Origin of the sequence: Bradyrhizobium manausense (assembly GCF_018130615.1) — a bacterium.
GTDB classification, from domain to species: Bacteria; Pseudomonadota; Alphaproteobacteria; order Rhizobiales; family Xanthobacteraceae; genus Bradyrhizobium; species Bradyrhizobium manausense_A.
In genome coordinates this window covers 72526-99324 of the sequence record NZ_JAFCKB010000010.1, presented here as the reverse complement: position 1 = coordinate 99324, position 26799 = coordinate 72526, and the positions used below count along the sequence as shown (strand labels likewise).

Here is a 26799-nt window from a genome sequence, read left to right as displayed (position 1 = left end):
GTGGACGCATGTGAGGTTGGCGATGGCGACACTTTCGATCGAACTCCTGACGAAGCAGGCGTTCGCACCGTTCGGGGACGTCGTCGAAACGGAAGGGGCAATACCCCTGTCGATCAACCAGGGCTATGCCAGCCGCTTTAACGAGCTTGCCAATATCGACGTCGCCGCGGAGGGCGGACAGGTCAACATCAGCTGGTTTGTCGCCTCGGTGCGCCCCGCGCCGATCGCAATCCGCCTGATGGAGCGCCATCCGCTCGGAAGCCAGCTGTTCATGCCGCTCAATGGCGTGGACTGGCTGGTCGTGGTTTGCATGGACCCGCGCAATGCTGCTAGCTATCGGGCGTTCGCGGCGACGGGGCATCAGGGGGTCAACTATGCCCGCAACTGCTGGCACCACCCGCTTCTGGTTCGCAAGGAGGCAAGCCCGTTTCTTGTGGTCGACCGCAAGGGCGAGGGGAATAATCTCGAAGAATATTGGCTGGACGAGACGATGCAGCTCGATCTGATGCCGGATCACCGTTCCGGAGCGTAATCCGTGGGCTACTGCTGACCCATCGCACCGGTAACCTCACGAGGCGCAAAGATGTCATCGCGAACTTATCACGTGCCGCAGGGCGGCCTTCCGCCGCAGACGGATCTTCTGAGCGGCCGGGCGGTCTTCACGACCGCATACGCCGTCATTCCGGGCAACGTGCAGCGCGATATCGTCACGAGTTACCTGCCGCATTGGGACAATACGCGCGTCTGGGTGCTGGCACGCCCGCTCTCCGGCTTTGCCGAGACGTTCTCCCACTATCTGATGGACATCGCGCCGGCCGGGGGAAGTGAAAAGCCCGAGCCCGATGAGAACGCCGAGGGTGTGCTGTTCGTCGTGGGCGGGCAGGTCACTCTCAAGCTGGTGGGCAAGGAAACGGAGCTGAAGGCCGGCAGCTTTGCCTATGTGCCGTCGGGTTGCGAGTGGAGCCTTCGCAATCGCGGGGCGGCGCCGACCCAGCTTCACTGGATCCGCAAGCTGTACCAGCGTGTGCCGGGTTTGGCCGATCCCGAGCCGATCGTGGCCCACGAAGGTTCGATTGCGCCGGTGCCGATGCCTGATACCGAGGGGCGGTGGGCCACCACGCGCTTTGTCGATCCCGCCGACATGCGCCATGACATGCACGTCAACATCGTGACGCTCGAACCGGGGGGAACGATCCCCTTTATGGAGACGCACGTCATGGAGCACGGGCTGTATGTGCTCGAGGGCAAGGCGGTCTACCGTCTCAATCGCGATTGGGTGGAGGTCGAGGCCGGAGATTATATGTGGCTGCGCGCGTTCTGCCCGCAGGCCTGCTACGCAGGCGGCCCCGGCCGGTTCCGCTATCTTCTCTACAAGGACGTCAACCGGCACATGAATCTGCGGCAGGGCGCGCCGCTGGTCTAGTCAAAGCGCCAGATCAGGGCCCATAACGTGTAGAGCGACAGCGCGATCGGCGCGATCGCCACCGGCGCCTGATCGCCGCGCAGTGCGGCGAGGATCGCACAGGACGCGGTCGCGAGGCCGATGCTCATCATGATGGCGATGATGCGGGCCCAATTGGCGTGGTGACCGATTCCGCGCCCGACGAGGTAGAGCAGGATGGCGAACAACAGCGCCGCGACCGCCGCAATCGCCAGGATGACGACGACCCAGAAACCGGGGCCGGTGAGCAGCGCGGACAGGACCTTGCCGGCGCCGCGCGCGCCGTTGTGCAGCAGTCCGGCAAGGCCATAGGTGCCGACATCCACCGGCGCGCTGGTATCCGCCGGCAATCGGCGCAGCGTCATTGCGGTGTCGGCAAAATCGATCAGCGCGGCGACGGCTGCGACGCCAAGCAAGGCTCCGGTTAGCCGGAAGCCGAGGGCGATGATCATCAGGTGAGAAATCATGCTGCGTTGGTGTCGGTCGGTGACCGCGAGGTTCACCTGGCGCCTTATCCGGACGCAATCCAGTTGCGCAAGCCCTCGACGCTGCGGAATCCGTCGGCGGCGTAGCAGTGGATCGACGGAGCGGCGCCTTGCATCATCTCGGCCAGCGCGTGTCCTGGACCGAGGTCCAGGACACGATCGACGCCTTGCTCCGCAAGAGCCTCCAGTGTCGCCGCCCAGCCGATCTCGCGTGCGACCTGGCTTGCGAGCCTTGCCATTGCATCCGGCACGGAGAAGATGCGTTCGCCGCCATCTCCGGCGAGGAGGATTTTCCGGTCTGCGACAGGGGCGAATGTGCTTGCCGCGAGCGCCTGCTGCAGGGGCTCACAGGCGGGCGCGAGCCGCGACGTGTGAGAGGCGATCTTGACGGCGAGAAGGCCGGCGCGCGCGGCGCGCTGCGTTGATGCCTCGTGGCAGAGATTGATCACGTCCCGCTCCGTGCCGCCAACCACGTAAAGGAGATCGGGGTTCCTGATCGCGATCTCGCAGCTATGCTTTGCAAGCAGCGTTTCGAGTGTTGGCCGTTCGAGCCCGCGGACATAGCCGAGCCGTCCGTCCGGACCGGGCACGCTATCCATCAATCGCGCGCGAATAGCTGTTAGCCGCAAGGCTTCGTCGGCAGTCCATATTCCCGCAACGCTCCAGGCTGCCATTTCGCCGACGCTGTAGCCAGTGACGACGGTTGGTCCGGTCAGCAGATCGGCAATGCAGGCGTGGATCGCGAGGGCCGATGTGACGGTCAGGATCTGGCTGACACGGTTGGCGGCCAGCTCGTCCGTGCCGCGCGTCCTAACGAGCTCGCGCGGGTCTTCACCGAGACAAGCTGTTGCCGCCATGAAGATCGGCTCCGCGACAGGGTTCTCCGAGACCAGATCAAGGATCTTGTCCGAGAGGGTCCCCTGACCGCCGCAGAGCAGTGCTAGCATCCGGATTCAAACCGATCGACGAACAGGGCCATGGCAAGCAGATCTGCCGAGCCGCCCGGACTGAGATTGCGCGCGACGAAAGCCCGGTGAATGCCGGTTGCGCGATCATGCCAGCCTGGGCGGCCGATTCCGCCCGCGGCAAGAAATGCGGATGCGCTGGCTTGTGCGAAGTGCAATCCATCGGCTCCACCCCGGTGCAGCAGATTGGTGTCGGCGACCTCGGCGATCAGCGCCATGCAGGTCTGGACCCGGACCGCCTCCTCATCATGAGCCGCGAGCTGCCGCGCCGCATGCAGCGCGGGAACGGCGACATTATAGACGGAGGGAAAGCCGCAAGCGGCTTCCGCCCGGGCGCCGCCGGCGCCGTAGCGCCGTGATGCCACGGCGCCATGGCTGCGCAGGGATATCGGGCCGTCGAGGATGGCGTTGCCCCAACGTTGCGACACCAGTTCGCCGAGCGGCTTGCGGATGCCGAGTGCGCCGCGATAGCCGGCCGCGGCGCAGAGCAGGCCCAGTCCGAAGATCGCGCCGCGATGCGTGTTCACGCCTGAGGTCGCCGCCAGCATCGCACGTTCCGCCGCAACTCCGATCGCGCGCAACCGGCCCATGCCGGCGCCCTCGGCGCCTGCGGCGGCGAGTTCGCTGAAGAATGGTGCCAGCGTGTCGGCGCTCCGGCGCAGCAGCGCGGCATCCATGTCGCGATGCGCACCGTTGTCGACATGGCTGACCAGCCCCGGCTTCGGATAGGTCTCGACCTCGAGCGTCAGGCAGAGCGAGGCGAGACGGCCGAGCTGCTCAGCATCGAATGCGCGTTGCGGCGCCGCTTGCCATCTCAGGGCAAGGTTCATGACGCGGCTCCGGACAGAAAGGCCGCGCGCGTCGTGCTCGCGACACCGGTCGGACCTTTCACGAGAACTTCGTCCTCGTCATTGCCGATCAGCTCACGCCATTGCGCGCCGCCGGCGGGACCCGTGATCTCGCCGTCCAACCGCATTGGCGCTTGCCTGGCAATCGCGGCGATGGCGGACGGCAGGGTCTCCGTTTGCGTTGCTGCCGACAGCGGCCAGAGCAGATCGAGGTCCGAACCCTCGGTAAGGTAGGGAAGGCCGGTGAGATGCTGCCAGGCCAAGCTGCCGAACGTGCGGGTCTCCGGCAGAAGTTGAAGCAGCAGGTCTATCGTCGTGCGCCAATGCGCAGGCGCTGCTGCTGCGGCGTCGGCCAGCAAGGGGGGCGGGGCGGATGCGACGATATCGGCGGCGGCGAGCGAGATCGCAATGCGCCGTTTGCCGTGGCTGGCCGGCAGCGGCAGGCCGAGCGGAATCATTCCGGCGACGTCGCTGCAAGCTGGCCGGCGAACGATGAGCGGATGGCCGGCACCGACCCAGCCTGCGACGATCGGCTCGCTGGCGAGCTCGGGATAGCGGTTCATCACGGCGCTCCATCCGGACGCCGACGCCTTCACCATGCTGTGGCGCGCGAGAGTGTCAGCCATGTCGCGCGTCCTGATGGGATGCCGTTGCGAGTGCGACAACACGATCGGCGATCTCGAGCGCCTTGCGCCGGCCGCCGCGCGCGGCGCCGAGCCGGCTGCGATCGTCCTGTCCTTGCGGTCGTTGCAGCACGGCGGCAAGCTGCGGCGCGAGGGGCGCGCCTGCGTCCCAGACGACATCAATGCCGCCTGTCCGCACCATGTTGTCGAGCCCGGGCGCGAACACCGGCGTTGCTTCGGCCTTCGCCTTCAGCACATCGATCGGCAGCTTGGTGACCCGCGCCATCGATGGCAGATCCATCACCGCAGGATGGGCGCCGGGCAGCGCGACCAGCGTGCCGGTGGCGAGCGCAGTAGCGATGAATGCGCCGGCGGCGCTGCCGCCATAGAGCAGGCCGATGGTGTGATGCCCCTCGGCTTCGGCCAGCAGCAGCGTCTTGGCGAGATGCGACAAATACTCGCTGAGGCCGAGCAGCTCGTCGCGCTTGCTCATGCGCTGGCTGGCAGAATCCACCAGGATCAGGATCGGCGCGCGATTGCCCGATTTGACGATCTCGATGAGGCGTCCCGCGAGCACGATGGCTTCGTCCACGCCGAGCGGCTGGCCTTGCGTGATGCCGAGCACGTGGATTGGTCCGCCGCCGGACAGCACCGCCTGCCCGGAGATCATCGCGCCCGAGGTTTCGATGCTACTGCCGTTCGGGAAAAGGCCGGCCAGGATGTCATCGAGCGTCATCGGCGCTCTCCCTGTTATTGGCCGCGCGAAGGAACGCGCCGGTCGGACGTGCGGGGATCTCGGTCGGCTGGTCGATGCCAAGCGTCTGCCAGATCTCGACGGCATCCTCGACTTCGCCAAAGCGCTGCAACCGTCGCTCCAGACGCGCCTGTTCGGCTGCGAGAACCGCGACGTCACATCCTGGGCTGATCTTGAGCGCGACGATCGCGGATTGTCGAAACGCCAGCGCCTCGTCGTCGACGAACGCATCGGCGCCGCCGATCAGGAAGCGGTGCTTGCCGCCCATCGTGCGCCAGACTAGCGCGCGGTCGCGCGAGTCGAATTCCTCGATGCCCCTGTTGGTCTCGATCACTTCGGGGCCGCTGACGCTGAGCCGGCCCTGTTCGGAGATAATCACCTTCGAGCAGGTGCCGGCGATCAGGCTGCCGCCGCCATAGCAGCCGGCGCGGCCCCCAATCAGGCCGACGACGTTGACGCCGGCGCGGCGCGCCTCGATCACCGCGCGCATGATCTCCGCGATCGCGAGCTCGCCGGCATTGGCCTCCTGCAGCCGCACACCGCCGGTGTCGAACAAGATCAGCACGTCTTGGCTGAGCGCGCGCGCCGCTCGCAAGAGCCCGGTGAGCTTGGCGCCGTGGACTTCACCGAAGGCGCCGCCCATGAAGCGCCCCTCCTGCGCGGCGAGGAGAACGGCTTTGCCGTCCAGCCGGCCGCGGCCGACGACGATGCCGTCGTCGAACTGCTCGGGTAGGTCGAAGATCGCCAGATGCGGGCTGATCTCGCGCAACTCCGGTCCGATGAATTCGCAGAAGCTGCCGGCATCGACCAGCGCGTCGATGCGCTGCCGGGCGCTGGCCTCGTACCAGCTCAGCGAGACGTCATTGCAGGTCGCAGCTGTCATCGTTCCGGCTCCTCGATCTTGCGAACGCCCTGGGCAAGCCGCAGCGCGACCGTGTCAGGCCGCGCGCCGCCGTCATTGATGGAGATGCGCAAGCCGCCGGCAGGGCGACGTGTGACGAAGTCGCGGACCACGGCGTCCCACACCGCGCCGAACCCGTGCGCGGCGGTGGCGATGTCGATTGTGCAGGTGTCGGCCGGCGGGGACCGTTCCAGCAGCACTTCGAGATTGCCGGAGGCAACCACGCCGACGATCGCCTGCGCGCGGGTGCCGCCGGCACTTCGTGGGGCAGTCAGTCTGAAGCTGAGCTTTTCCATGCAAACCTCACCAATTGCGGAAGCGGCTGGGCGGACGATAAAGACCGCCGGACGCCAGCATGAGATCCTTGATCGAGCGGGCCGCGAGCAGGTTGCGGTCGGCGTCGAGCGGATCGATGCCGAGATCTTCAGGGCGCTGGATCACGCCACGCTGCCGGAGCTGCTCGATCAGTTTTGCATCACGCGCGCGGCCGATGTCGGTGTAGCCGGCAACGCCGCGGATGGCCTGCTCGCGCTCGTCCTTGCTGCGGCACATCAGCAGGTTGGCGATGCCTTCTTCGGTGACGATGTGGGTCACGTCGTCCGAGTAGACCATGACAGGCGCGAGATCGAGCTTGAGCTCCTCGGCCAGATCGAGCGCATCGAGCCGCTCGACGAACAGAGGCGTGTTGCGATCGCCAAAGGTCTCGCCGATCTGCACCACCAGCTTGCGGCCGCGGCGCAGCGCTGCGTTGGTATCAGGGTCGGCCTCGGCGCCGGCCTTGAGCCAGGGTTCGCTCGGATGGCGGCGGCCGCGCGGATCGGAGCCCATGTTGGGGGCGCCACCAAAGCCGGCGATGCGGCTGGTCGTCACTGTCGAGCTGTGGCCTTCGAGATCGATCTGGAGCGTCGATCCGATGAACATGTCGCAGGCATAGAGGCCTGCGGTCTGGCAGAAGGCGCGGTTGGATCGCAGCGAGCCGTCGGGGCCGGTGAAGAACACATCGGAGCGCGCCGCGACGTAATCCTCCATGCCGACTTCCGATCCAAAACAATGGATCTGCTCGACCCAGCCGGCCTCGATCGCCGGAATCATCGTGGGATGCGGGTTGAGCGCAAAGTGCGTGCAGACCTTGTCCTTGAGGCCGAGCTTCTCGCCATAGGTCGGCAGCAGCAGCTCGATCGCGGCGGTGTTGAAGCCGATGCCGTGATTGAGCCGGCGCACACCGTAGGGTGCGTAGATGCCCTTGATGGCGAGCATCGCCGTCAGGATCTGGGTCTCGGTGATGGCGGCGGGGTCGCGGGTAAACAGCGGCTCGACATAGAAGGGACGGCCAGCCTCGACCACGAAATGCACGAGGTCGCCAGGGATATCCACGCGTGGCACCTTGTCGACGATCTCGGTGACCTGCGCCACGACGAGACCGTTCTTGTAGCTCGTCGCCTCGACCACCGTCGGCGTGTCCTCGGTGTTCGGCCCCGTATAGAGATTGCCGTCCTTGTCGGCGCTCACCGCCGCGATCAGCGCGACGTTCGGCGTGAGGTCGATGAAGTAGCGGGCGAATAGCTCGAGATAGGTATGGACGGCGCCGAGCTCGATCTTGCCGCCGAACAGCATGCGCGCGATGCGCGCCGATTGCGGGCCGGAATAGGAGAAGTCGAGCCGCCGCGCGATGCCCTTCTCGAAGATGTCGAGGTGGGAGGGCAGGACCACGCCTGATTGCACCATGTGCAGGTCATGGACATCCCGGGGGTCGAGGTTCGCGAGCGCCGAGGCGAGCATGTCGGCCTGCTTTTGATTATCGCCCTCCAGGCACACCCGGTCGCCTGACCGGATCACCCCCTTCAGAAATGCGGGGAGGTCGGGAATCGGGACGACCTTCCCCCTGGCGTGCTGTCGGCCGGCCGCGAGGCGTTCGCCTAGGGCGGCCTTTTGCATACCCCAATCGCTCATTTCGGCTCCCTGGCATGCGAGGTTGGTCTTCGATGGCGTCGAATGTATGCGTATTGCCTTCGAATGTCAATTAGTGTATACGTAAACCCATAAGCGATGGATATTCGCATACACAGGAGGGAATTTATGATGCGAATGCATGCAGAAGGCCCGTATCCGGGGACTCGCGCCCCGCTCACAGAGGGGAGGCGCCCGTGACCATTTCAGGCGTAGCTCTGCTTGCGATCTGCACGCTGCTGGGGGGCCTGCTTGGGGACCTGCTCGGCGTTGCCCTCGGTGTGAAGGCCAATGTCGGCGGCGTCGGCATTGCGATGATGTTCTTGATCGCCGCCCGGCTCTGGCTGGTGCGGCACGGCCTGCTCAGCCGCGGGCTCAACACCGGCGTCGAGTTCTGGGGCAGCTTCTACATTCCGATCGTGGTCGCCATGGCCGCGCAGCAGAACGTCGTCGCCGCGGCGAAAGGCGGTCCGATTGTCGTCATTGCGGGGCTAGGCGCGGTCGCGGTGTGTTTCACGATGGTGGCCTTGATCGGCCGGCTCAGTGGCCGCGTCGAGACCATGGACGAGATCGAGGCCCGAGAGGCGATCGAGGCGAATGTGCCCCACTTCAAATCCGGGAGGGTTGGATGACTATGATCTCTCACGTTCTCGCCGCCAATGCGCTGATCACGGCGTTCGCCGCCGTCGGGATCCTGATGTGGATCTCGGGTGCGATCTCGAAATACCTCACCTTCGGGCGCATCCACGGCTCGGCGATCGCGATCATGCTGGGTCTCGTGCTGGCCTTTTTCGGCGGGCTTGCCACCGGCGGCGAAAAGGGCGTCGCCGACCTGCCGGCGCTGACCGGGATCGGCCTGATGGGCGGCGCGATGCTGCGGGATTTCGCCATCGTCGCCACCGCCTTCGAGGTCGATGTCATCCATGCGCGCAAGGCCGGATTGATCGGTGCGGTCGCGCTCGGACTGGGAACGGTCGTTCCGTTCATTCTGGGCGTTCTCGTTGCCGCAGCCTTTGGCTACACTGATGCCGAATCGCTCACGACGATCGGCGCGGGTGCGGTCACCTACATCGTCGGTCCGGTCACGGGGGCCGCGATCGGCGCGTCGTCGCCGGTCATTGCGCTCTCGATCGCGACCGGTGTATTCAAGGCGGTGATCGTGATGATCGGTACGCCCTTCGTCGCGAAGATGATAGGCCTCGACAATCCGCGCAGCGCAATGGTGTTCGGCGGCTTGATGGGGACGGTCAGTGGCGTTTCCGGAGGTCTTGCGGCAACCGATCGGCGTCTGGTGCCTTACGGCGCATTGACCGCGACGTTTCATACCGGGTTGGGATGCCTGGCCGCACCGTCCATTCTCTACTTCACGGTGCGCGCAATCATAGGAAGCTGAATGGCAGGTCTGTTCAAAGTCGCAGCCGAAGCAGAAGAAGATGGCGGCCTCCTCTCCGATCGCATCCGCAATGCGCTCACGGACGAGATCGCGTCCGGTGCGCTCGTCGCCGGTTCGGCTCTGGAAGAGCAGCAGCTTGCCGATCGCTTCGGGGCTTCCCGCACGCCGGTGCGGGAGGCGCTGCGGCAGCTCGTCGTCAGCGGACTGGTCGAGGTGCGTGGGCGTCGCGGGGTCGTGGTGGCGCGGATGACGCCCGAGCGGATCATGGACATGTTCGAGACCAGCGCAGAGGTGGAAGCCATGTGCGTCCGCCTCGCGACCTATCGCATGACGCCGCTCGAGCGCAGCCGCCTGATCGAGCTGCACGAAGGTTCGCGGGCGATGGTCGAGGCCAGTGACGTCGATGCCTACGATGCCTTCAACCGGGTGTTCCACGAATGCATCTACAGCGCGACGCACAACTCGTTCATGGCCGAGCAGGCCCAGGACGTGCGTGCGCGGTTGAGTGCCTTCCGCCGCACGCAATTGCGGCAGGGCGATCGCATTCGCAAGTCCCGCGACGAGCATGATGCCATCATGCAGGCGATCGCCGAGGGCGACGGCGAGACCGCCTCACGCCGGATGCGTGCGCATATGCTGAACGCCGCGGCGGCGCTGCGGCGTTACATCGAAGACCGCGTCAGGTCGGTTCAGTCGCCTGAGCCCGACGACGTTTGATGCCGCGCCGTCCGACCCGTGCGTCATAGCGGGAACGTCAGCGATTTCGCCAGCCTGACCAGATCGACCTGGCGGCGGCATCCCGTCTTCTCGAACACATGAAGCAGATGGGTTTTCACGGTGGCGACGGACACGCCGAGCAGCCCTGAGATCGCGTCGCGTGTATGTCCCTCGCAGATGAGCTCGAAGATGCGGATCTCGGCCGGCGTCAAATCGTAGAGCTGGTTGAGGGCGACGTGAGACATCTGCGGCGGTCCCGAGGCCGACGCCACGAACAGCGCCGCGGCGGCGCGCTGGGCCAGGCGGGCTCGCATGTGGCCGCGTCGCAGCGGCAGGACGTGGATGACGAGAGGGGCGCCGTTCGGGCGAGGGACCGCGATGCCAATGCCTTTCTGGCCGAGTGCGGCCTCGTCCCTTGCGGCTTGTGCGACGGCCGACTGCAATGTGGCGCTCGTCGTCGCGGACTCAACCGCGATCCGGCCATGTCGGGTCGTGATCGGATCGCCGGCTGCGAGCATCGCGGTGGCGGCGGCGTTGCTGTGAACGATCCTCGACTCCTCGTCCGCGAGGACGACGCCGACGGTCAGAGCCTCCATGGTCGCGGCGAATGTCGTGGCTTCCACCGTCTTCATGTCGAACAGGTTGCTGATGGTCACGGCGCGGCGGATGTGGGGCGCGAGAAGGCGCAATCCGTTGACCTGCGCATCGTCGATGGCGCCGGCGGATTCGTGCTGGCTGAAGATCGCATTTCCGACCATCATTCTGTCGCGCACGAGACCGACGGCAACGGCGTCGAACAGGCCCTTGGGCAGGGCCCATTCGCGATAATAGCGATTGCCGGAAATGATCTCCTGCCGGACCGCCTGGGATTGAACGATGGGTTCGCCGAGCGGGTATTGCCGGATACGCTCGGCACCGCCCCAGAGCTCGATGATGTCGGCCCCATAGCCGATCGCATTCCGGGTCATCTCGGTCAGGTCGGAGCCGGAGACCGCATTGACGACGGCTTTCATGTTGGTGAGGCTGGCCACCGAAAGCGCGCCGGTGGCAAAGCCGAACTCCGCGCATATCTCGTTCAGGATGTCGGCCCAGCGTTCAGGTGCGAGCACGCAATCATAGATGCCGCCGATGAGGTACGAAAACCTTTCGACCGAAGCCTGCTGCATTCCAAACCACTCACTTCAAAATTATACCGGAAACGTCAGCGACTTCGCGAGCCTGACCAGATCGACCTGGCGGCGGCATCCCGTCTTCTCGAACACATGAAGCAGGTGCGTTTTCACGGTGGCGACGGACACGCCGAGCAAGTCCGAGATCGCGTCGCGTGTGTGTCCTTCGCAGATGAGCTCGAAGATGCGGATCTCGGCCGGCGTCAGGTCATAGAGCTGGTTGAGCGCGACATGAGACATTTGCGGCGGGCCGGAGGCTGATGCCACGAAGAGGGCGGCGGTGGCGCGCTGGGCGAGGCGGGCCCGCACGGAGCCGCGTCGCAGCGGCATGACGTGGATGACGAGCGGATCACCGCTCGGGCGAAGGATCGGGATGCCGATGCCCTTCTGGCCGAGTGCCGCCTCGTCCTTCGCGGCCTGTGCGATGGCCTGATGCAACGAGGTGGTCGTCGCCGTCGACTGAACCGCGATCCGGCCCTGTCGCACCAGGATAGGATCGTTTGCCGTGAGCATGGCATCGGCTGCGGCATTGGCGTGAACGATCTTCGCATCCTCGTCGACGAGGACGACGCCGACCGTCAGGGCCTCGACGGTCGCGGCGAATGTCGCGGCCTCCACGGTCTTCATGTCGAAGAGATTGCTGATCGTCACGGCGCGGCGGATGTGAGGTGCGAGGACGCGCAAACCGCTGATCTGTATCTCTTCAATGGCCCCGTCAGACTCATGCTGAGCGAACATGGCATTTCCGATTATTGTTTTCTCGCGAACAAGGGCGACGCCGACGGCGTCAGACAAGCCCCTGGGCCGGGCCCATTCCCGATAATACCGATTGCCGAGAATGACCTCCTCCGGAACGGCCTGGGATCGAATGATCGGTTCTCCAAGCGGATATCGCCGAATGCGCTCGGCGCCGCCCCAGAGTTCGACGATATCAGCCGCATACTCGATGCTGTACTGGGCTAACGTCTGGACAGGGGCGGTACCAGCGGCCGCATTTACTCCGATCGTCCGGTTTGTCAGGCTGCATGCCGAGAGTATCGCGGTCGCGAACCCGAACTCCGTGCGAATCTCGTTCAGAACCCTCGTCCACTGTTCGGGCGCAATCACACAATCGTAGATCGCGCCGATGAGGTCAGAGAATTTCTCGACCAAGGCCTGCTGCATTCCGAACCACTCACTCGAAAAATGTCGCTTGAAAGTCACTTCAAAGTCACTTGGGGAACCGCACCATCCGCCGCTGGCGGGTGTCCCGGTTCGTGAGGCAAGTCTCACCTCAAGGTCTTAGCATTGTGAGTCCGCGACGCAATGGGAGCACTTCACACAAGCGCATGGGTCGCCCGATGAATTTTTGCTGATGACGCGCCTTGCGCCTGTGTGGCCGTGCGTCCGGTGCTTGGCCTGACTAAGTTTCTGGCAGGCGCGCCGCCTTGTATGCAGCCTGTATCAAGTTGCAGGATTATCCCGATGCAACGCCGCTTGACGTGCGCTGCGGCGGGGAGTTCCCGACCGAACTGCGGTTCCGGGATGCCGGCCTATTTGATCCGGGCAAAGCTGACAACCCCGAGCCCCTTGTTGATCGAGCGGTCGAACACGGTGAAGTAGTTGTTCATCAGCGGCAGCCCGAGAATCGACGGGCCGTTTTCGCTGCCGAAAGCCAGCGAGGCATGGCCGGCTTTCGGTGCGTCGGTCTGCCAATAGGTTTGCGGCGTGACCTCCAGGCTGACGTCGCTGCCGAGCGCGCCTTCCAGGACGAAGGTCAGCACCGGCCAGTCGGCCAGCTTGAGCTTGCTCATCGGCAGGTACCCGGCGTGGATTTCATCCTCGAAGCCGAGAGACTTGAACCGCGCGAGGACCTCCTTGAACACCGGCCTGTCGAGATAGATCCCGGTGGTGCCGCTGTCCACGACGGCATTGGACGCGTCGCCGCTGGCCTTGGTCGGCGGAAAGGCCTGCACGGGCGCGGTATTGCCGACCGTGACGGACCTCAGATTGACATTGTAGTAGGTGTCGTGAACCACGCGCGCGACCTGGAAGGCGCCGTCGTAGAGATCGATTTGCTCCTCGCCGCCTCCGAGGATGAGAAATCCGCTGTTCTGCGGATCGGTCGCTGGTTTCGCCGTCGCCATGCTGACCGAAGATCGCAGCGTGTAGAAGGCGAACTTGTTGGCCACCAGGCCGGCGCCCTCGAGTTGCGAGAAGTACGGTTCGATATAGGTGCGGTGGCCGTGTTGAATCTGGTTGTAGGTGTAGTGAGGTGGAGTGGTCGGGCCCGGCATTCTGTAGGCCTCGTTGAGCCTGGCGTAGGCGAGGCCGAGGATGCCGTGCGCCCGCCCGAACATCTCCTTGGTCGCGTGATAGGCGACGGCAGTATGGACCTTGGGCAGGGTGAGGGGGTGGGCGGAGTTGACGCTGATGTCGGTCAGCACAATGCCGCCGACCCAGCGGCTGCCATCCTCATAGCCGATCTCCTGACCGATATTGGTGAGCTCGGCTGTGCTGTCCTTGGTCGGGTCGTAGATATGGCCGTCCACCGCCAACGTGCTGCTGCCGGTATCGAGAAGCACGTCGACCTCAACTTTCTTGTTGCCGACATAGATCCTGCCGCTGTAGTCGCCGTCGTTGAGGACGTTGGTGATGGGCATCCGCACGGTGGTCGTCGAAATTTTTCCGCCAAGAGCCGCTGCGGCGCTGTGGATGGCGTGCGTCAATTGCGGAGCGACCAGGGCCTTTGGCAGATACGCGTTCGTCGTGGCTTTGGCCATCACGCACCTCTCCGTTGGCATGTTGCGGCGTTGCCGCGCGATCAGGTTGTGGCGAAATTCCAGAGTGGTTGCCGATGATCGCTCCGCAGTCGAGAAAAGGGCGCTGCAGAGCGTCAGCTGGTTCGTATGAATTGCCGGATCAAAATCGGTCGTGCCGTCAGGATGGGGATTGCGCCCCGCTGGAAGACGGGCATGCCGCACATGCCCCATCCCGACGCAAAATTCAGCATAGGGCGAGAACTTTCGTGGCGCAACGTCAGCGCGATTTGATCGCCAGCCTATTGTTCAGATTGCAGTGCGGGATGGCATGGTTCGGAAATGACCATGCGGGCATCTCACCGCTACCGGGCGGCCTTCGTCAGGTTCGCCAGGCTCGCCGCGAGCTCGTCGCTTCGGAAGGGTTTTGTCAGCCGCGACAGGTCCGGCGTGATGCCTTCGTTGTTGGCGTAGCCTGATACGATGAGAACCTGGAGCTCGGGATATTGATTGCGCAGGGCGAGGCCGAGGTCTGTTCCGTTCATGCCGGGCATCAGATGGTCCGTGACCAGCAGGTTCGGCCGCAGGCCGTCCTTGACGCGCTGAAGCGCATCCTCCGCCGATCCTGTTTCGACGACCCTGTAGCCGAGCTCGCTCAGCATCTCGGCGGTGCTCATGCGCACCAGCGGTTCGTCGTCCACCAGCAGTGCCGTGCCGGCGGGCAGCGGTCGCGGTCTTGCCTGGGGCGCCGTATCGGTCGCGCCCGCGGCCGCGTGACTGACCGGCAGCCACAATTCGACTGTAGTGCCCGCTCCCACAGTGCTCTTGATCGTCAGCGCCCCACCGAGCTGCGATGCCAGGCCGTGGACCATTGACAGACCAAGGCCGGTCCCTTGTCCGATGCCCTTGGTCGAGAAAAACGGCTCAACCGCGTGAGCCAGCGTCTCTTCGTCCATGCCGATGCCGGTATCCGCAACCGAGATGCAGACATAAGTGCCCGGCACGAGCTCGGAGCCGTGCGCGTGCTCGATCGTCCGGGCCTTGGCCGAGATACGCAGCTTGCCGCCGTCGGGCATGGCGTCACGCGCGTTCACGCTGAGATTCAGGATTGCCATCTCGATCTGGTTGGGATCGGCCATGGCTTCCGGCAAGCCTTCCGGCGTGTCCACGTTCACCTGGATCTGCGGGCCGGTGGTGCTGGAGATCAGCTCGCCCATGTCGGCGACGAGCCGGCCGATATTGACTGGAATGGCCTGAAGCGGTTGCCTGCGCGCGAAAGCGAGCAGGCGCTGCACCAGCGTCTTGGCGCGCTCGGCTGCCTGCGCGGCGCCGGCGATCAGGCGACGCTCGCGCTCGCCGCCGATACCCTTGCGCTGAAACAGGTCGAGCAGGCCGACGATCGGCGTCAGCAGATTGTTGAAGTCGTGCGCGACGCCGCCGGTGAGCTGGCCCATCGCCTCCATCTTCTGCGCCTGACGCAGCGCCTCCTCGGCCCGCGCAAGCCGCGCCTGCTCCTCGAGGCGATCCGTCGCGTCCACCCCCGTCAGGAACGCGCCGATCCGCGTGCCGTCGGCCGCGCGCAGTGCCTCGAACTTCATTTCGTAGACGCGACGGTCAAAACGGGGATCGCCGAGCTCCTCGATGCTGGTGAAAGCTTCGCCTTCAAGTGCGCGCCCCCAGATCGCGGTTGCCGCAGCGAGATGTTCGGGCCGGTCGGCCAGGAATTCTTGCAGGGAATCGCCGACATTCGGGCGCTTGCCGTAGATGCGCTCATAGGCGTCGGCGCTGGACGCGTTGATGGCAAGCCAGCGATAGCCGAGATCGAGCGCCTCAATCTGCCCGTCGGTGGTTTCGACGATGGTGGCGAGCAAATGACGCTCGGCGGTGCGTTCGGCGACGCGCTGCTCGAGCGTGGCATTGAGCTCCCTGTAGCGCGCTTCGCTCGCCCGCAGCTGCGTCTCACCGAGAACGCGTTCGGTCGTCTCGGAGACGATGCAGAGGACGCCGCCGACCGAGCCATCGTCATCCGGTACGGCCGAGTAGGAGACGTCCCAGTAACTCGTCTCGCCGTAACCGTGACGCTCGACGTAGAAGGGACGATCCTTCGCCGCGAATGTCTTTCTCGTGTTGCGGACGCCAGCCAGCAACGGTTCGAGATCGTCCCACAACTCTCCCCAGTTTTCGATCGCGGGCCGGCCGAGGGCGCGGGGATGATTGGCGCCGATGCCGGGCGCGTAGGCGTCATTGTAAAGTGCGACGAAATCACGACCCCAGAACAGAACGATCTGGGCCTGTGCGGGCAGCAGCATGCGGACCGTGGTCTTGAGCGCTTGGGACCATTGCAGGGGAGGGCCGAGCGGCGAATCCGACCAGTCGAGGGCGTGCATCATCGCACCCAGCTCGCCTCCGCCGGCGAGGAAGTCCATGTCACTTGACTGCCGAGCAGTGTTCTCAGACAGCACGGGACCCCCTCGCAACGCATGACATGGGCGTCCTGCCCACTCGAGCCCGGATTTTCGAGGACTCGTGCACAAGCTGTCATAACGCATGGGCAGCCCTGCGGTTCCGTCGCGCTAGTTTCGCGGCGCCCTTGTGCTATTGCTGCTGCGCGCAACGATGCGAGGACGCCATGCTCCCCCTTCCCGCCGACATCTTCACCGAGCCCGAAGACGTCTCGCCCGACAGCCTTGCCAATCTCGGGCCACTCCGCCGGCTCGCCGGCACCTGGCAGGCGGACAAGGGCATCGACATCAATCCGAAAGCGGAGGGGCCGGAGCGGCGGACCTTCATCGAGCACGTCCGGATGGACCCAATCGATCCGCAGGCCAACGGGCCGCAACTGTTCTATGGCTTGCGCTATCACATTCACATCAACACGCCCGAGGAAGACATCACCTTTCACGACCAGGTCGGCTACTGGCTCTGGGAGCCCGCGACCGGGCTGATCATGCAGACGCTGGCGATCCCGCGCGGGCAGGTGCTGCTCGCCTCGGGTCAAGCCAAGCCGGATGATAAGAAGATCTCCGTTACGGCGAAGCGCGGCGATACCGCTTACGGGATCTGCTCGACCGACTTCCTGGAACAAGCTTTTCGCACCGACGCTTATCGCTGCGACATCACGTTCAACGACGATGGCAGCTGGAGCTATCTGATCCAGACCGAGTTGTTCGTCCGCGGGGCGCCGTTCAATCATCACGACAGCAACACGCTGAAGCTGGTCGCGCCGCCCAAGCTCAACCCGCTGGCGGTGATCGTGAGCGCCCGCGCCAAGAACGATGGCGAGAAAGGCAGCAACCCGGCGTGACGCGCTGCTACGGAGAATGCATATGAAGCCTTATGTCGTCTGCCTGATGCATGCGAGCCTCGACGGCCGTACGCATCCCAGCCGTTGGCGTCCGAAGGGAGCCGGCACCGACTGGTTCGAGAAGATCCATGACGAGCTCGGCGGCGATGCCTGGGTGATCGGTCGTGTCACCGGCTCCGAATTCGCCAAGGGCAAGCCTTATCCCGAGACGTCCAGCGCGACATTTCCCCGCCAGAACTGGTTCGCGCGGCGCGATGCCAAGAACAATGTGAAGACCTACGGCGTGGTGCTGGACGCGCACGGCAAGATCGGTTGGGGCCGCTCCGACATTGGCGGCGATCCGATCGTCGTGGTGCTGACCGAGGGCGTGCCGGACTCTCATCTCGCCGGTCTGCGCGGCGAGGGCGTGTCCTACATCTTTGCCGGAAAATCCGAGATCGACCTCGCCTTGACGGTCGAGATCCTCAATCGCGAGCTTGGTGTGAAGCGCCTGCTGGTGGAGGGTGGTGGCGTCGCAAACGGCGCGTTCCTGCGCGCCGGCCTGATCGACGAATTCAACCTGATCCTCAGCCCCGCGATCGACGGTGCCCGGGGCGCACCTTTCGTGTTCGATTCGGTCGAGGCGGACAGCGACAAGCGCGCGCCGCTCACCGCGATGACGTTGGAGAGCACGCGGGATCTCGGCGGCGGCGTCCTGCTGCTGCGCTATCTGATCCAGAACGAGGCCGCGCGCCAATAACAGCATGTCGGACACGTCAGAGCATATCGTCATCGTCGGCGCGGGCGCCGCCGGCCTGATGGCTGCCCGCGAGCTTGCGCGCGGCGGCAAACAAGTCACGATCCTGGAGGCGCGCGACCGCTGCGGCGGGCGTATCCATCCGCTGCCGGCCTCGGAGTTCGGTTATCCCGCTGATGCCGGTGCCGAGTTCGTCCACGGCGAGGCGCCGGTCACGCGCGGCCTCGCACGCGAGGCCGGACTGACGGTGCGGACCATCGGCGGCGCGCAATGGAGCTTTGACGGCACGGACTTCTCGCGGGAGAACCCGCGCGATCTCCATGACGCAAGGCTTCATGCCGCGGTGAAGGATCTGGCCGACGATCTCACCGTCGCCGATTTCCTGCGCCAGCATTTTGGCGGACCGGACGACGCGCGCCTGCGCCATGCCGTCGAACGCATGGTCGAGGGCTACGATGCGGCCGACCCCGAGCGCGCCTCGACACTGGCGCTACGCGACGAATGGATGAACGACGGACACGCCATGCAGGCGCGCATTGACGGCGGCTATGGCGGCCTGATCGATTTCCTGGAAACCGGGTGCCGCAAGTCTGGCGTTGCCATTCACTTCGGTGCCGTGGTCACGGCGATCGAGGAGAGCGATGGCAAGCTCGCCATCCGCTCTGCCGGCGGCGCGGCACAAAGCTGCGATCGCGTGGTCCTCACGGTGCCGCTGCCGTTGCTGCGCGAGATTACGCTGCCCGCGACCGCGCGCGCAAAGGCCGCAGCCGCCGACGACATCGGCTTCGGCAGCGTCATCAAAATCCTGCTGCGGTTTGCGCGGCCATGGTGGCGCGAGCGGCGCGCAGAGTTTTCGGACATGCTGTTCCTGCTGTCGGATGAAACCATCCCCGTGTGGTGGACGCGGCAGCCGGATCGGCATCCCGTGCTCACGGGATGGCTTGGCGGTCCGCGAACGGCGGAGCTGTCGCATCTCGATCCGCAAGGATTGATCGACGCCGGGATCTCCTCGCTCGCCGCAATCTTCCGCATTCCGCGCCAGGAGATTGCGCGGGAGCTCATGGTGGCCGCAGCCCCCAATTGGGCGCATGATCCCTTCGCCCGCGGGGCCTATTCCTGGGCAACGCTGCGGACGCGCGCAGCGCAAGAGCGTCTCGCGCGCGCCGATGGCCCGGTGCTGTTCTCGGGTGAAGCGCTCTATCGCGGTCGCGACATGGGGACGGTCGAGGCAGCGCTCGCGAGCGGAGCGGAGACGGCGGGGCTGATCCTGCGCGGATAGGAAAGAAGGCCCGCATCTCTGCGGGCCTTTGGTCTCACCAGCGATTGCCGCCGAAGCTGAAGCTCACGCCGGGGCCGCCACCGCCATAATAGCCGTAGGGTCCGCCGCCGTAATAGCCCTGGTGCCGCGGGTAATAGCCATAGCTGCGATAGTGCGGCCGATAATAGCCGTGGTGGTGCGGACGCCAGCCGTGATGGCGATGGCCATGATGATGCCGATGCTGCGCGCTGATATCGGTCGATTGGCGCGTCTGTGCGTTCGGCTTGGCCTTTCCGTCACCGGCCGCGTTGGCTGCGGATCCGCCGGCCAGCGCTGCAGCGCCGATAGCCATCGCGACAAAGAGATACTTCATGTCATCACTCCAGTTGAGATGTCGAGTGACAACAGATGGGCGTTCCCCGCGTTCCGGCGAGAGCGGGCGTCGAAACGACGCAGACCATCAGCGCGGAAAGCGCACTGAGGTCTATTGTCGCATCGCCGTCAGCGAGGTGATCACTTCGCTCGTGGTCACGATGCGGGCAAATTCGCCGTTTAGATTCGACAGCGTCATCGCGTGAATCTCCTCGGCCGAATGTGTGTCGCCGTCGGGACCGGTGCGGTCGAATGTCCATGTCGCGTCGCGCACGAGTCTTGCGTCGAAGCCGAGATTGCCGGCCATCCGCGTCGTCGTCTCCACGCAATGATTCGTGGTCGCGCCGCAGATCACGAGCGTGGCGATGTCACTCGCGCGCAAGCGCATCTCGAGATCGGTGCCGATGAAGGCGCTGTTGACGCGCTTGACGATCACCGCCTCACCGGCCTGCTCGCGCGCCTCGTCCTTGACCGCGTAGCCGGTGCGCGTCGGCAGGAACGTCGAGTTCGGCTTGGTGCCTTCGTGGCGGATATGGAAGATCGGTGCGGCGCTCGCTCGGAACGCTGTGAGCAGATCGACGATGCGCGCCAACGCATCCGGGTTGTTGCGCCGCTTGCCCGCCGCCTCCCATTCATCGAACGCGCGCTGGACGTCGACGACGATGAGGGCGGGGAGGCGATGAGGCATGACGAGGGTTTCCGCAATTTGGTCGAGTATGCGAGGCGATTGCGGAGCCAGGCAATGGCGATTTTCCCTCGTTTCGGGACGGCGCGCCTCACGGATGTGGACCGGGAAAGCCGTGGCGGTCCGACAGCGCGGCGAGGATGGCGTCCTTGTCGGCAATGAAGGCGCGCCCCTGATGACTGCCGGTCTGGTGCGGCGATGTCGTCCCATCCGCCAGAACCAGCAGCGGGAGCCATTGGTTCTCTTCGCCGACAAGCGCGATCACGGCCTCCCGCGGCTTCGGCCAGGCGATGCGTTCGACGTCGAGCTGTTCGGCCAGCGCCGGAAACGAGGCGAGCACGCCTTCGATCAGCGCGCAATGCCAGCAATAGAAGCGTTGGCCGGGGTAGGCTGGGTCCTCGAAGCCGGGGCGCAGGAGAAAAAGGCGGTCGCGCGTCATGGGTCGCTCCGAAGCATGGCCGCTTTGCTGCGGATCAAAGCGGCAAGGACTGGCCAGCCTAATGTCCGATCCCTAGATCGATTGGGAATCGGGACGTTGCGAAAGGACGCCATGCCGGAGCCGATCAGTCAACCGCAGACGCTCGCCGCGGTAAGAACGTTGCCGGAGCTCCTGCGCTGGCGCGTCGGCGCGACCCCGGCAGCGGAAGCCTATCGGCATTTCCAAGCGTCGGTCGGGCGCTGGATCAGCCAGTCCTGGCAGGAGATCAACGCCGAATTCGAGATCTGGCGACGGGCGCTCGCGGCGGAAGGTTTCGCGCCCGGCGAGCGCGTCGCGATCCTGATGCCGAACGGCACGGCGCATATCGCGATGGACCAGGCGGCGTTGTCGCGCGGCCTCGTGCCGGTGCCGATGCATGCGGTCGACAATCCCGACAGCATCGCCTACATCCTCGCCGACTCCGGCGCCCAATTCCTGCTGGTCGATACGCTGGAGCGCTGGCAGGCCATCGTTGCGACCGGCCAGCCGCTCGACCATCTCAGGCGCATCATCTGTGCGGATGCGAGCGGACCGGCGGCGGATGCGCGCGTCGTCGCGCTCGACCGCTGGCTCGCCGCCGCACCCGGCGCGAATGCGCCGATGGTGGACGTCGCGGTGAAACCGGACGATCTCGCCGCGATCGTCTACACCTCCGGGACGACGGGGCGGCCGAAGGGCGTGATGCTGTCGCATGGCAACGTCCTCGCCAATGTGAAAGCGGTCGCGCAGCGCATCGCGGCCGCGCCGGATGATGTCTTTCTGTCCTTCCTGCCGCTCTCGCACACGTTCGAGCGCACCGGCGGCTACTACTATCCGATCGCGGCAGGCGCCTGCGTTGCCTATGCGCGCTCGGTGCCCCTGTTGTCGGAGGATTTGAAGCATGTCCGACCGACGGTGCTGGTTTCGGTGCCGCGGATTTATGAGCGCATCTCCGCGCTGATCATGCAGCACCGCGCCGCAGCCGGGACCATGGAGCGAACGCTGCTCGATCTTACGCTTGCGGTCGGCGGCCGGCGCTTCGAGGCGCGACAGGGACGCGGAACATGGTCTGTGCTCGATCGCCTGGCCTGGCCGCTGCTGAAGCGGCTCGTCGCCGACAAGGTGCTGGCGCAGCTCGGCGGCCGATTGCGCGTCGCCGTCTCCGGCGGTGCGCCGATCGCAGAGCCGGTCATCCGCCTGTTTCTCGCGCTTGGGCTCGACATCCTCCAGGGCTACGGCATGACGGAGACCTCGCCCGTGGTCTCCGTCAACACCATCGACGACAACGATCCGCGTTCGGTCGGTCATGTCCTTGACGGCGTCGAGGTCAGGCTGGGCGAGAACGACGAGCTGCTCGTACGCGGACCAAGCGTCATGCTGGGCTATTGGCACAAGCCTGAAGAGACGCGGCGCATGAAGGAGGCCGACGGCTGGTTGCACACCGGCGACCAGGCGCGCATCGAGAACGGACGCATCACCATCACCGGCCGCCTCAAGGACATCCTGGTCACTTCGACGGGCGAAAAGATCGCGCCGGTCGACCTTGAGACGGCGATCCTCGCCGATCCCTTGTTCGAGCAGGCGCTGGTGATCGGCGAGCAGCGTCCCTTCCTCGCCGCGCTGGTCGTGCTCGACACAAAAGCCTGGGTCCAGGAGAAGGAGAGGCTCGCGGCCGGCGGCCAGCAAGGCGGGGCGGCTGAGCGCGCCGCATTGCTCGCGCGGATCGCAGCGGCGGTGAAGGCCTATCCGTCCTACGCGACGCCGCGCGCGGTATGGTGGACGCTGGATCCCTGGACCATTGGTGCGGGGCTGCTCACGCCGACGCTGAAGAACAAGCGCCCCGTGCTCGAACGCCGCTTCGCCGCCGAGATCGAGCAGATCTACGCGAAGAAGCCTCCGGTGACGTCCGACCTGCCTCGCCGATAGGGGGCAGCGACCTCTCGAAAATTTGGCCTCAAATCAACGTGATGCCCACGCCGGGGCCGCTTGATCCAGCGCAACTTCAGCCGCCGCCCGTCGATGCAATGTCGCGCCGGAAGTTGGACTGCAATCGAGGCAGGTTATGAAGGCATATTTCATCGGCGGCGGCATCGGATCGCTCGCAGGCGCGGCGTTCCTGATTCGTGACGCGAGGCTTTCGGGGCGCGACATCATGATCTACGAGGCGCAGCCGCTGGTCGGCGGCAGCCTCGACGGAGCGCAGCTTGCGAACGGAGCCTATTCGCTTCGCGGTGGACGCATGCTCACCACCGACCACTACGAATGCACCTGGGACCTGCTCTCGGGGATTCCCTCGCTCGAACGCCCCGGCCTCAGCGTGCGCGAGGAGACCGTCGCGTTCAATCTGGAGAACCCGGCGCATTCCCGGGCGCGGCTGGTCGACCGCAACCGCTTCAAGATCGACGTCTCGCATATGGGCTTTACCGCGCGCGACCGGCTCGAGTTATTGCGGCTCACGGAGGCCTCCGAAGAGACGCTCGGCGCCAGCCGCATCACCGACTGGTTGTCGCCGGGATTCTTCGAATCCAATTTCTGGTACATGTGGCAGACCACCTTTGCCTTCCAGCCCTGGCACAGCGCGGTCGAGCTGAAGCGCTATCTGCACCGCTTCATGAACGAATTCCCCCGCATCGAGACGCTCGGCGGCGTCAAGCGCACGGTCTACAATCAGTATGACGCGATCGTGCGGCCGCTCGAGGACTGGCTGAAGCGGCAGGGCGTGCAATTCGTGCGCGGGACGCGCGTCACCGACATGGCGTTCGAGCAAGAGGGCGAGAAGCTTCGGGTGCGCCAGCTCGTGCTCGACCGCGATGGCCGCACTGCCAATGTCCGCCTCGAGGACGGCGACCTCGCGTTCTTCCAGAACGGCTCGATGACGGATGCTTCGAGCCTCGGCTCCATGACCGAGCCCGCGCCGTGCCTGACCAAGGAAGACAGCCAGGGCTGGACGCTCTGGGAGACGATCGCCAGGGGGCGTCCCGAATTCGGCAATCCGTCGGCGTTCAATGCCTCGATTCCCGAATCCTACTGGCAGTCCTTCACGGTGACCTGCCGCGATCCGCGCTTCTTCGACCAGATGGAAGCGCTCTCCGGCAACAAGGCGGGCACCGGCGGTCTCGTGACATTCAGGGATTCCAACTGGCTGATGTCGGTGGTGCTCTATCACCAGCCGCATTTCGTCGGCCAGCCGAAGAACGTCCAGGTGTTCTGGGGCTATGCGCTGCATCCCGATCGCATCGGCAATTTCGTCGCCAAGCCGATGTCCGATTGCGGCGGTGCCGATATCCTGAAGGAGCTCTGCGGCCATCTGAACTTCGACCGCGCCGTGTTCGACGACGCGATCTGCATCCCATGCCGCATGCCCTACATCACCAGCATGTTCATGCCGCGCAACGCCGCCGACCGGCCGTTGCCGGTGCCCGCGAATTCGGTGAACCTCGCTTTCGTCAGCCAGTTCGTCGAGATTCCCGACGACGTCGTCTTCACCGTCGAATATTCGGTGCGCGCGGCGCAGACCGCGGTCTATCAGCTGATGAAGATCGACCGCCCGGTGCCGGCCGTGACCCGCCACGACAAGTCGCTTGCCGTGATCTTTGCGACGCTGGAGAAGGCGTTCGCGTGATACCTGCTACTTGAACGGATCCTGGATCGACGGCGACGATTGCCTGATACGGCGCACGCTCACCGGCGTGCCATCGGAGACGAACAGGAGTTCGTACGTCCGGCCTTCATTGTCGGTCGCCGAGCAGGTGACGTCCTTGACCTTCTTGGCGGCGAAATTGCCGGTTTGGCGGCAGACGCCCGTGGAAGTCTGCTCCGCCGGTACCGGAAGGCCGTCGATCTTGGGCCGGTCCTTGGAGTTCAGCAGCATGCGGTCGATCGGCAACTCGTAGGAATTGTCATCGGCCCGCTTGCCGTTCTCGCCGGAGAACGACACCACGTGGTTGGCGTCGGTGGGGTCGTCGACGGCGACCGCAAAATTGACCCGGCCCTTGTCGCCGTGCGCATAGGCCACCGTCTTGCACGCAAAGGTGCGGCCCGCGACCTTCAGCGTCTTGCAGTGGCCTGACATCAGCGCCAGGAGGTCGATGAAGGAATGCTGCCGGGCCGGCGGATTGTTCACCGGGATCGCGGTGGAAGACTCGGCAAAACAAGGGCTTGCGAGGGAAACGAGGATTGCAGCCAGGACCGGTCGGCGGAGGCGCATCGTCAGGCTCATGTGCCGGGAGGCCATGGACGGGCAGACGTCCCGCCCGATAACCATCGAAGCGCAAATTGGTTGCGATCCCGTTTGTCCGGCCAACCCCGATTGGAATACCACCGCGCGCCCCATCGGCGATTCGTCCCTGATCGCCCCGATCCGTCTAGCAGGCACATGCCGCCAAGCCGATGTTTTTTTCGTGGCAGACGGCCTCATGCCGCCTGCTTCATGGTCCGCGCAAAGGCCGGGTAAGTCTCGGCGAGCTCGTCGAAAATCCGCCCGCGCAGCAGCGCCAGCGTTGCAGCGTCCGGCCGCGGCGTTTCGCGCACGACATCCGGCTCCTGATAGGCGAAGCCGGTGTTCTCCCTTATGTCGGCCGGGGTGAAGGGCGGGTGCACCGAGCGCAGTGAGAAGCCGCCTGCCTCGCGGTCGAAGTCGAACAGCGCCATGTTGGTCAGAAGCGCGTGCGGCCCGCCGCGCCGCGGGATCTCCGGCGTGATGGCGCGTGCGCTGACGAAATCGACCTGGGGTACGAACACCCGCGGTGAATGCTCCTCGCGAAACAGGATCACGCGCGGAATGAGATGATAAAGATAGGCAGAGCCGAACGAGCCCGGCCAGCGCACGCTGGTGGTGGGATAATCGCCGGTGCCGACCAGGTTGATGTTGCCATGGCCGTCGATCTGGCCGCCGCCGAGAAAGAACGCGTCGACCCGGCCCTGTGCGGCGCAGTCGAACAGCTCGACGCCGCCATTGGTGAAGAAATTGTGCGCCTGCGATCCCAGGATCGAGATACGCACCGGCGGCTTGCCACAGAGTTCGTTGCGGGCGCGCAGCAGCATGGCGCCGGCCGCGGGGATCGGCGAGGATGCGCCGACCGCGACGTGACGGATCCCGTCGAGCAGATCGGCAATGGTGGCGATCAGAATCTCGCGCCGCTCGCGCTCGGTCGACATCAGGCCACCTGCTTGCGATGCGTCAGGAACGCCGAGAGATAGGCGCGGAAGCCGTCCTCGCTGCGCGCCATCGCCGCATAGCGCGCGATCTCGGCCTCGTCGGCCGGATATTCGTCCCACAATGCCAGCGGCCAGGCGCCGCCTGTGGCGACCGCGATGCTGTCGACATAGAGCGAGGGCAATACGCCGGCGGCGGAATCCTCGCTGTCTAGCAGATTGCGATCGACGATGCGCTCGACGGTGACCAGCGTGCGCTTGGAGGCATAAGCGAGGTCGGCGAGCTCGCGATGCCGGCCGATGCGGACATTGCCGGCGCGGTCGGCCTCGGGCGTGTGAAACAGTGCGACATCGGGGGAGATCGCGGGCACCACGACCACCTTGCGCGCCTCGCCGACCGGACTGTCGATCACCTGCCAGTCGGGCCGCACGTTGAGGAGATCGCTGCCGATGATGCCGGCGATCGGCATGAACGGCACGCCTTTCTGCGCGGCGAGCAGACCGGCATAGATCGCAGGGCAGGTGGAGTCGCGCATCGTGAACGCACCGTTCTTGACGCCGGCCGTGAAGCGCGGCGCGGCGCCAGCCTCGCCCAGCGACACCGCGCTCGTCTCGATCGAGGCGATGCGACCAGCGCCGATCAGGAGATCGGCCTGCATGCCGGAGATCGGTACGCAAATCAGCTTGAGGTCACGGATGCCCGTTTCAAGTAACGCGGCGGTCGCCGCCATCGCCACGCCCGAACCGTCGACGGGGATTGCCAGCGACTGCCCCGGTGTAACGCGCGCGGCCAGCGCCTCCAGCGCAACGATCTCGGTCATGGGCGTCCTCCCGGTCTGTTGTCTCCATCCT

General features: G+C 65.3%; 28 protein-coding genes. 10 read left to right on the top strand and 18 right to left on the bottom strand.

Annotation, left to right across the window (positions count from 1 at the left end; all coding sequences use genetic code 11):
• Nucleotides 1–22 precede the first annotated feature (22 nt).
• Entirely contained in the window at nt 23–532 is a 510-nt protein-coding gene (locus JQ587_RS20215; RefSeq protein ID WP_212426392.1) for an ureidoglycolate lyase, read from the top strand.
• A gap of 51 nt (nt 533–583) precedes the next feature.
• Nucleotides 584–1423 carry a bifunctional allantoicase/(S)-ureidoglycine aminohydrolase gene (locus JQ587_RS20210; protein ID WP_212426391.1) on the top strand — a complete coding sequence of 280 codons (840 nt, stop codon included), beginning with the start codon at nt 584–586 and terminating at the stop codon, nt 1421–1423.
• On the opposite strand, the gene JQ587_RS20205 is transcribed toward JQ587_RS20210, so the two are convergent.
• The 8 genes from JQ587_RS20205 to mdcA are packed head-to-tail and all read right to left on the bottom strand — an operon-like array spanning nt 1420 to nt 7967.
• Entirely contained in the window at nt 1420–1893 is a 474-nt protein-coding gene (locus JQ587_RS20205) for a hypothetical protein (protein ID WP_212426390.1), read from the bottom strand. The genes JQ587_RS20210 and JQ587_RS20205 overlap by 4 nt on opposite strands.
• A gap of 59 nt (nt 1894–1952) precedes the next feature.
• Nucleotides 1953–2873, bottom strand: coding sequence for an acyltransferase domain-containing protein (locus JQ587_RS20200; RefSeq protein WP_212426389.1), 921 nt, complete (start codon nt 2871–2873; stop codon nt 1953–1955).
• Nucleotides 2867–3721 (bottom strand): triphosphoribosyl-dephospho-CoA synthase MdcB, encoded by an 855-nt coding sequence (mdcB, locus tag JQ587_RS20195; protein WP_212426388.1) that lies wholly within the window; start codon nt 3719–3721, stop codon nt 2867–2869. The genes JQ587_RS20200 and mdcB overlap by 7 nt, the downstream gene beginning before the upstream one ends.
• The gene (gene mdcG / locus JQ587_RS20190; RefSeq protein WP_212426387.1) at nt 3718–4365 is read right to left on the bottom strand and encodes a malonate decarboxylase holo-[acyl-carrier-protein] synthase; all 648 of its coding nucleotides are present in this window, start codon (nt 4363–4365) and stop codon (nt 3718–3720) included. Before mdcG ends, mdcB begins: the two co-directional genes overlap by 4 nt.
• Nucleotides 4358–5098 (bottom strand): biotin-independent malonate decarboxylase subunit gamma, encoded by a 741-nt coding sequence (gene mdcE / locus JQ587_RS20185; protein ID WP_212426386.1) that lies wholly within the window; start codon nt 5096–5098, stop codon nt 4358–4360. Before mdcE ends, mdcG begins: the two co-directional genes overlap by 8 nt.
• Nucleotides 5085–5999, bottom strand: coding sequence for a biotin-independent malonate decarboxylase subunit beta (locus tag JQ587_RS20180; RefSeq protein WP_212426385.1), 915 nt, complete (start codon nt 5997–5999; stop codon nt 5085–5087). Before JQ587_RS20180 ends, mdcE begins: the two co-directional genes overlap by 14 nt.
• Nucleotides 5996–6313 carry a malonate decarboxylase acyl carrier protein gene (gene mdcC / locus JQ587_RS20175; RefSeq protein WP_212426384.1) on the bottom strand — a complete coding sequence of 106 codons (318 nt, stop codon included), beginning with the start codon at nt 6311–6313 and terminating at the stop codon, nt 5996–5998. The genes JQ587_RS20180 and mdcC overlap by 4 nt, the downstream gene beginning before the upstream one ends.
• 7 nt (nt 6314–6320) lie before the next feature.
• Nucleotides 6321–7967 carry a malonate decarboxylase subunit alpha gene (gene mdcA / locus JQ587_RS20170; protein ID WP_212426383.1) on the bottom strand — a complete coding sequence of 549 codons (1647 nt, stop codon included), beginning with the start codon at nt 7965–7967 and terminating at the stop codon, nt 6321–6323.
• Between the two features lie 194 nt (nt 7968–8161).
• On the opposite strand from mdcA, the gene madL reads away from it, so the two are divergent.
• From madL to JQ587_RS20155, 3 genes are read left to right on the top strand one after another with little or no spacing between them, the layout of a single operon-like run.
• On the top strand, nt 8162–8596 hold the full coding sequence (gene madL / locus JQ587_RS20165; RefSeq protein WP_212298517.1) for a malonate transporter subunit MadL: 435 nt from the start codon (nt 8162–8164) through the stop codon (nt 8594–8596).
• Nucleotides 8593–9357 (top strand): malonate transporter subunit MadM, encoded by a 765-nt coding sequence (gene madM / locus JQ587_RS20160; protein ID WP_212298516.1) that lies wholly within the window; start codon nt 8593–8595, stop codon nt 9355–9357. Before madL ends, madM begins: the two co-directional genes overlap by 4 nt.
• Nucleotides 9358–10074: a GntR family transcriptional regulator gene (locus JQ587_RS20155; protein WP_212426382.1), complete on the top strand. Its 717-nt coding sequence runs from the start codon at nt 9358–9360 to the stop codon at nt 10072–10074. It begins immediately after the preceding gene.
• Between the two features lie 23 nt (nt 10075–10097).
• Here JQ587_RS20155 and JQ587_RS20150 read toward each other — a convergent pair whose 3' ends face one another.
• From JQ587_RS20150 to JQ587_RS20135, 4 genes are all read right to left on the bottom strand, one after another.
• On the bottom strand, nt 10098–11240 hold the full coding sequence (locus JQ587_RS20150; RefSeq protein ID WP_212426381.1) for a helix-turn-helix transcriptional regulator: 1143 nt from the start codon (nt 11238–11240) through the stop codon (nt 10098–10100).
• A 21-nt stretch (nt 11241–11261) separates the two neighbouring features.
• Nucleotides 11262–12407 carry a helix-turn-helix transcriptional regulator gene (locus tag JQ587_RS20145; protein ID WP_212426380.1) on the bottom strand — a complete coding sequence of 382 codons (1146 nt, stop codon included), beginning with the start codon at nt 12405–12407 and terminating at the stop codon, nt 11262–11264.
• A 368-nt stretch (nt 12408–12775) separates the two neighbouring features.
• A complete protein-coding gene (locus JQ587_RS20140; RefSeq protein ID WP_212426379.1) occupies nt 12776–14005 on the bottom strand; it encodes a pepsin-like aspartic protease in 1230 nt (409 codons plus the stop codon).
• A gap of 341 nt (nt 14006–14346) precedes the next feature.
• Entirely contained in the window at nt 14347–16407 is a 2061-nt protein-coding gene (locus tag JQ587_RS20135; RefSeq protein WP_212426378.1) for a hybrid sensor histidine kinase/response regulator, read from the bottom strand.
• A 203-nt stretch (nt 16408–16610) separates the two neighbouring features.
• Between JQ587_RS20135 and JQ587_RS20130 the strand changes: the two genes are divergently transcribed.
• The 3 genes from JQ587_RS20130 to JQ587_RS20120 are packed head-to-tail and all read left to right on the top strand — an operon-like array spanning nt 16611 to nt 19300.
• Complete coding sequence (locus JQ587_RS20130) at nt 16611–17285, top strand: FABP family protein (RefSeq protein WP_212426377.1); 675 nt, start codon at nt 16611–16613, stop codon at nt 17283–17285.
• A gap of 22 nt (nt 17286–17307) precedes the next feature.
• A complete protein-coding gene (locus tag JQ587_RS20125) occupies nt 17308–18024 on the top strand; it encodes a RibD family protein (RefSeq protein ID WP_212426376.1) in 717 nt (238 codons plus the stop codon).
• 4 nt (nt 18025–18028) lie between these two features.
• Complete coding sequence (locus JQ587_RS20120; RefSeq protein WP_212426375.1) at nt 18029–19300, top strand: flavin monoamine oxidase family protein; 1272 nt, start codon at nt 18029–18031, stop codon at nt 19298–19300.
• Between the two features lie 34 nt (nt 19301–19334).
• On the opposite strand, the gene JQ587_RS20115 is transcribed toward JQ587_RS20120, so the two are convergent.
• From JQ587_RS20115 to JQ587_RS20105, 3 genes are all read right to left on the bottom strand, one after another.
• Nucleotides 19335–19652, bottom strand: coding sequence for a hypothetical protein (locus JQ587_RS20115; RefSeq protein ID WP_212298507.1), 318 nt, complete (start codon nt 19650–19652; stop codon nt 19335–19337).
• A gap of 111 nt (nt 19653–19763) precedes the next feature.
• On the bottom strand, nt 19764–20339 hold the full coding sequence (locus tag JQ587_RS20110; protein ID WP_212426374.1) for a cysteine hydrolase family protein: 576 nt from the start codon (nt 20337–20339) through the stop codon (nt 19764–19766).
• An 88-nt stretch (nt 20340–20427) separates the two neighbouring features.
• Nucleotides 20428–20775 carry a DUF3088 domain-containing protein gene (locus tag JQ587_RS20105; protein WP_212298505.1) on the bottom strand — a complete coding sequence of 116 codons (348 nt, stop codon included), beginning with the start codon at nt 20773–20775 and terminating at the stop codon, nt 20428–20430.
• A gap of 111 nt (nt 20776–20886) precedes the next feature.
• Between JQ587_RS20105 and JQ587_RS20100 the strand changes: the two genes are divergently transcribed.
• A complete protein-coding gene (locus JQ587_RS20100) occupies nt 20887–22719 on the top strand; it encodes an AMP-dependent synthetase/ligase (protein ID WP_212426373.1) in 1833 nt (610 codons plus the stop codon).
• Nucleotides 22720–22855: 136 nt separating this feature from the next.
• Nucleotides 22856–24415, top strand: coding sequence for an oleate hydratase (locus JQ587_RS20095; protein WP_212426372.1), 1560 nt, complete (start codon nt 22856–22858; stop codon nt 24413–24415).
• A 6-nt stretch (nt 24416–24421) separates the two neighbouring features.
• Here JQ587_RS20095 and JQ587_RS20090 read toward each other — a convergent pair whose 3' ends face one another.
• From JQ587_RS20090 to JQ587_RS20080, 3 genes are all read right to left on the bottom strand, one after another.
• The gene (locus JQ587_RS20090; protein WP_212298502.1) at nt 24422–25000 is read right to left on the bottom strand and encodes a hypothetical protein; all 579 of its coding nucleotides are present in this window, start codon (nt 24998–25000) and stop codon (nt 24422–24424) included.
• A gap of 206 nt (nt 25001–25206) precedes the next feature.
• On the bottom strand, nt 25207–25950 hold the full coding sequence (locus tag JQ587_RS20085; protein ID WP_212426371.1) for a CoA transferase: 744 nt from the start codon (nt 25948–25950) through the stop codon (nt 25207–25209).
• The gene (locus JQ587_RS20080) at nt 25950–26768 is read right to left on the bottom strand and encodes a CoA transferase subunit A (protein ID WP_212426370.1); all 819 of its coding nucleotides are present in this window, start codon (nt 26766–26768) and stop codon (nt 25950–25952) included. Before JQ587_RS20080 ends, JQ587_RS20085 begins: the two co-directional genes overlap by 1 nt.
• Between the last annotated feature and the right edge of the window lie 31 nt (nt 26769–26799).

Bases quoted from the DNA above. Each gene is read 5' to 3' on its own strand.
- JQ587_RS20215 (WP_212426392.1), top strand. From the start codon at position 23: ATGGCGACACTTTCGATCGAACTCCTGACGAAGCAGGCGTTCGCACCG.
- mdcC (WP_212426384.1), bottom strand. From the start codon at position 6,313: ATGGAAAAGCTCAGCTTCAGACTGACTGCCCCACGAAGTGCCGGCGGC.
- JQ587_RS20135 (WP_212426378.1), bottom strand. From the start codon at position 16,407: ATGGACTTCCTCGCCGGCGGAGGCGAGCTGGGTGCGATGATGCACGCC.
- madM (WP_212298516.1), top strand. From the start codon at position 8,593: ATGACTATGATCTCTCACGTTCTCGCCGCCAATGCGCTGATCACGGCG.
- JQ587_RS20100 (WP_212426373.1), top strand. From the start codon at position 20,887: ATGCCGGAGCCGATCAGTCAACCGCAGACGCTCGCCGCGGTAAGAACG.
- JQ587_RS20145 (WP_212426380.1), bottom strand. From the start codon at position 12,407: ATGCAGCAGGCCTTGGTCGAGAAATTCTCTGACCTCATCGGCGCGATC.
- mdcE (WP_212426386.1), bottom strand. From the start codon at position 5,098: ATGACGCTCGATGACATCCTGGCCGGCCTTTTCCCGAACGGCAGTAGC.
- JQ587_RS20180 (WP_212426385.1), bottom strand. From the start codon at position 5,999: ATGACAGCTGCGACCTGCAATGACGTCTCGCTGAGCTGGTACGAGGCC.
- JQ587_RS20140 (WP_212426379.1), bottom strand. From the start codon at position 14,005: ATGGCCAAAGCCACGACGAACGCGTATCTGCCAAAGGCCCTGGTCGCT.
- JQ587_RS20205 (WP_212426390.1), bottom strand. From the start codon at position 1,893: ATGATCATCGCCCTCGGCTTCCGGCTAACCGGAGCCTTGCTTGGCGTC.
- JQ587_RS20200 (WP_212426389.1), bottom strand. From the start codon at position 2,873: ATGCTAGCACTGCTCTGCGGCGGTCAGGGGACCCTCTCGGACAAGATC.
- mdcA (WP_212426383.1), bottom strand. From the start codon at position 7,967: ATGAGCGATTGGGGTATGCAAAAGGCCGCCCTAGGCGAACGCCTCGCG.
- JQ587_RS20080 (WP_212426370.1), bottom strand. From the start codon at position 26,768: ATGACCGAGATCGTTGCGCTGGAGGCGCTGGCCGCGCGCGTTACACCG.
- JQ587_RS20095 (WP_212426372.1), top strand. From the start codon at position 22,856: ATGAAGGCATATTTCATCGGCGGCGGCATCGGATCGCTCGCAGGCGCG.
- JQ587_RS20125 (WP_212426376.1), top strand. From the start codon at position 17,308: ATGAAGCCTTATGTCGTCTGCCTGATGCATGCGAGCCTCGACGGCCGT.
- JQ587_RS20105 (WP_212298505.1), bottom strand. From the start codon at position 20,775: ATGACGCGCGACCGCCTTTTTCTCCTGCGCCCCGGCTTCGAGGACCCA.
- JQ587_RS20085 (WP_212426371.1), bottom strand. From the start codon at position 25,950: ATGTCGACCGAGCGCGAGCGGCGCGAGATTCTGATCGCCACCATTGCC.
- JQ587_RS20110 (WP_212426374.1), bottom strand. From the start codon at position 20,339: ATGCCTCATCGCCTCCCCGCCCTCATCGTCGTCGACGTCCAGCGCGCG.
- mdcG (WP_212426387.1), bottom strand. From the start codon at position 4,365: ATGGCTGACACTCTCGCGCGCCACAGCATGGTGAAGGCGTCGGCGTCC.
- JQ587_RS20090 (WP_212298502.1), bottom strand. From the start codon at position 25,000: ATGCGCCTCCGCCGACCGGTCCTGGCTGCAATCCTCGTTTCCCTCGCA.
- JQ587_RS20150 (WP_212426381.1), bottom strand. From the start codon at position 11,240: ATGCAGCAGGCTTCGGTCGAAAGGTTTTCGTACCTCATCGGCGGCATC.
- JQ587_RS20210 (WP_212426391.1), top strand. From the start codon at position 584: ATGTCATCGCGAACTTATCACGTGCCGCAGGGCGGCCTTCCGCCGCAG.
- JQ587_RS20115 (WP_212298507.1), bottom strand. From the start codon at position 19,652: ATGAAGTATCTCTTTGTCGCGATGGCTATCGGCGCTGCAGCGCTGGCC.
- JQ587_RS20155 (WP_212426382.1), top strand. From the start codon at position 9,358: ATGGCAGGTCTGTTCAAAGTCGCAGCCGAAGCAGAAGAAGATGGCGGC.
- JQ587_RS20120 (WP_212426375.1), top strand. From the start codon at position 18,029: ATGTCGGACACGTCAGAGCATATCGTCATCGTCGGCGCGGGCGCCGCC.
- mdcB (WP_212426388.1), bottom strand. From the start codon at position 3,721: ATGAACCTTGCCCTGAGATGGCAAGCGGCGCCGCAACGCGCATTCGAT.
- JQ587_RS20130 (WP_212426377.1), top strand. From the start codon at position 16,611: ATGCTCCCCCTTCCCGCCGACATCTTCACCGAGCCCGAAGACGTCTCG.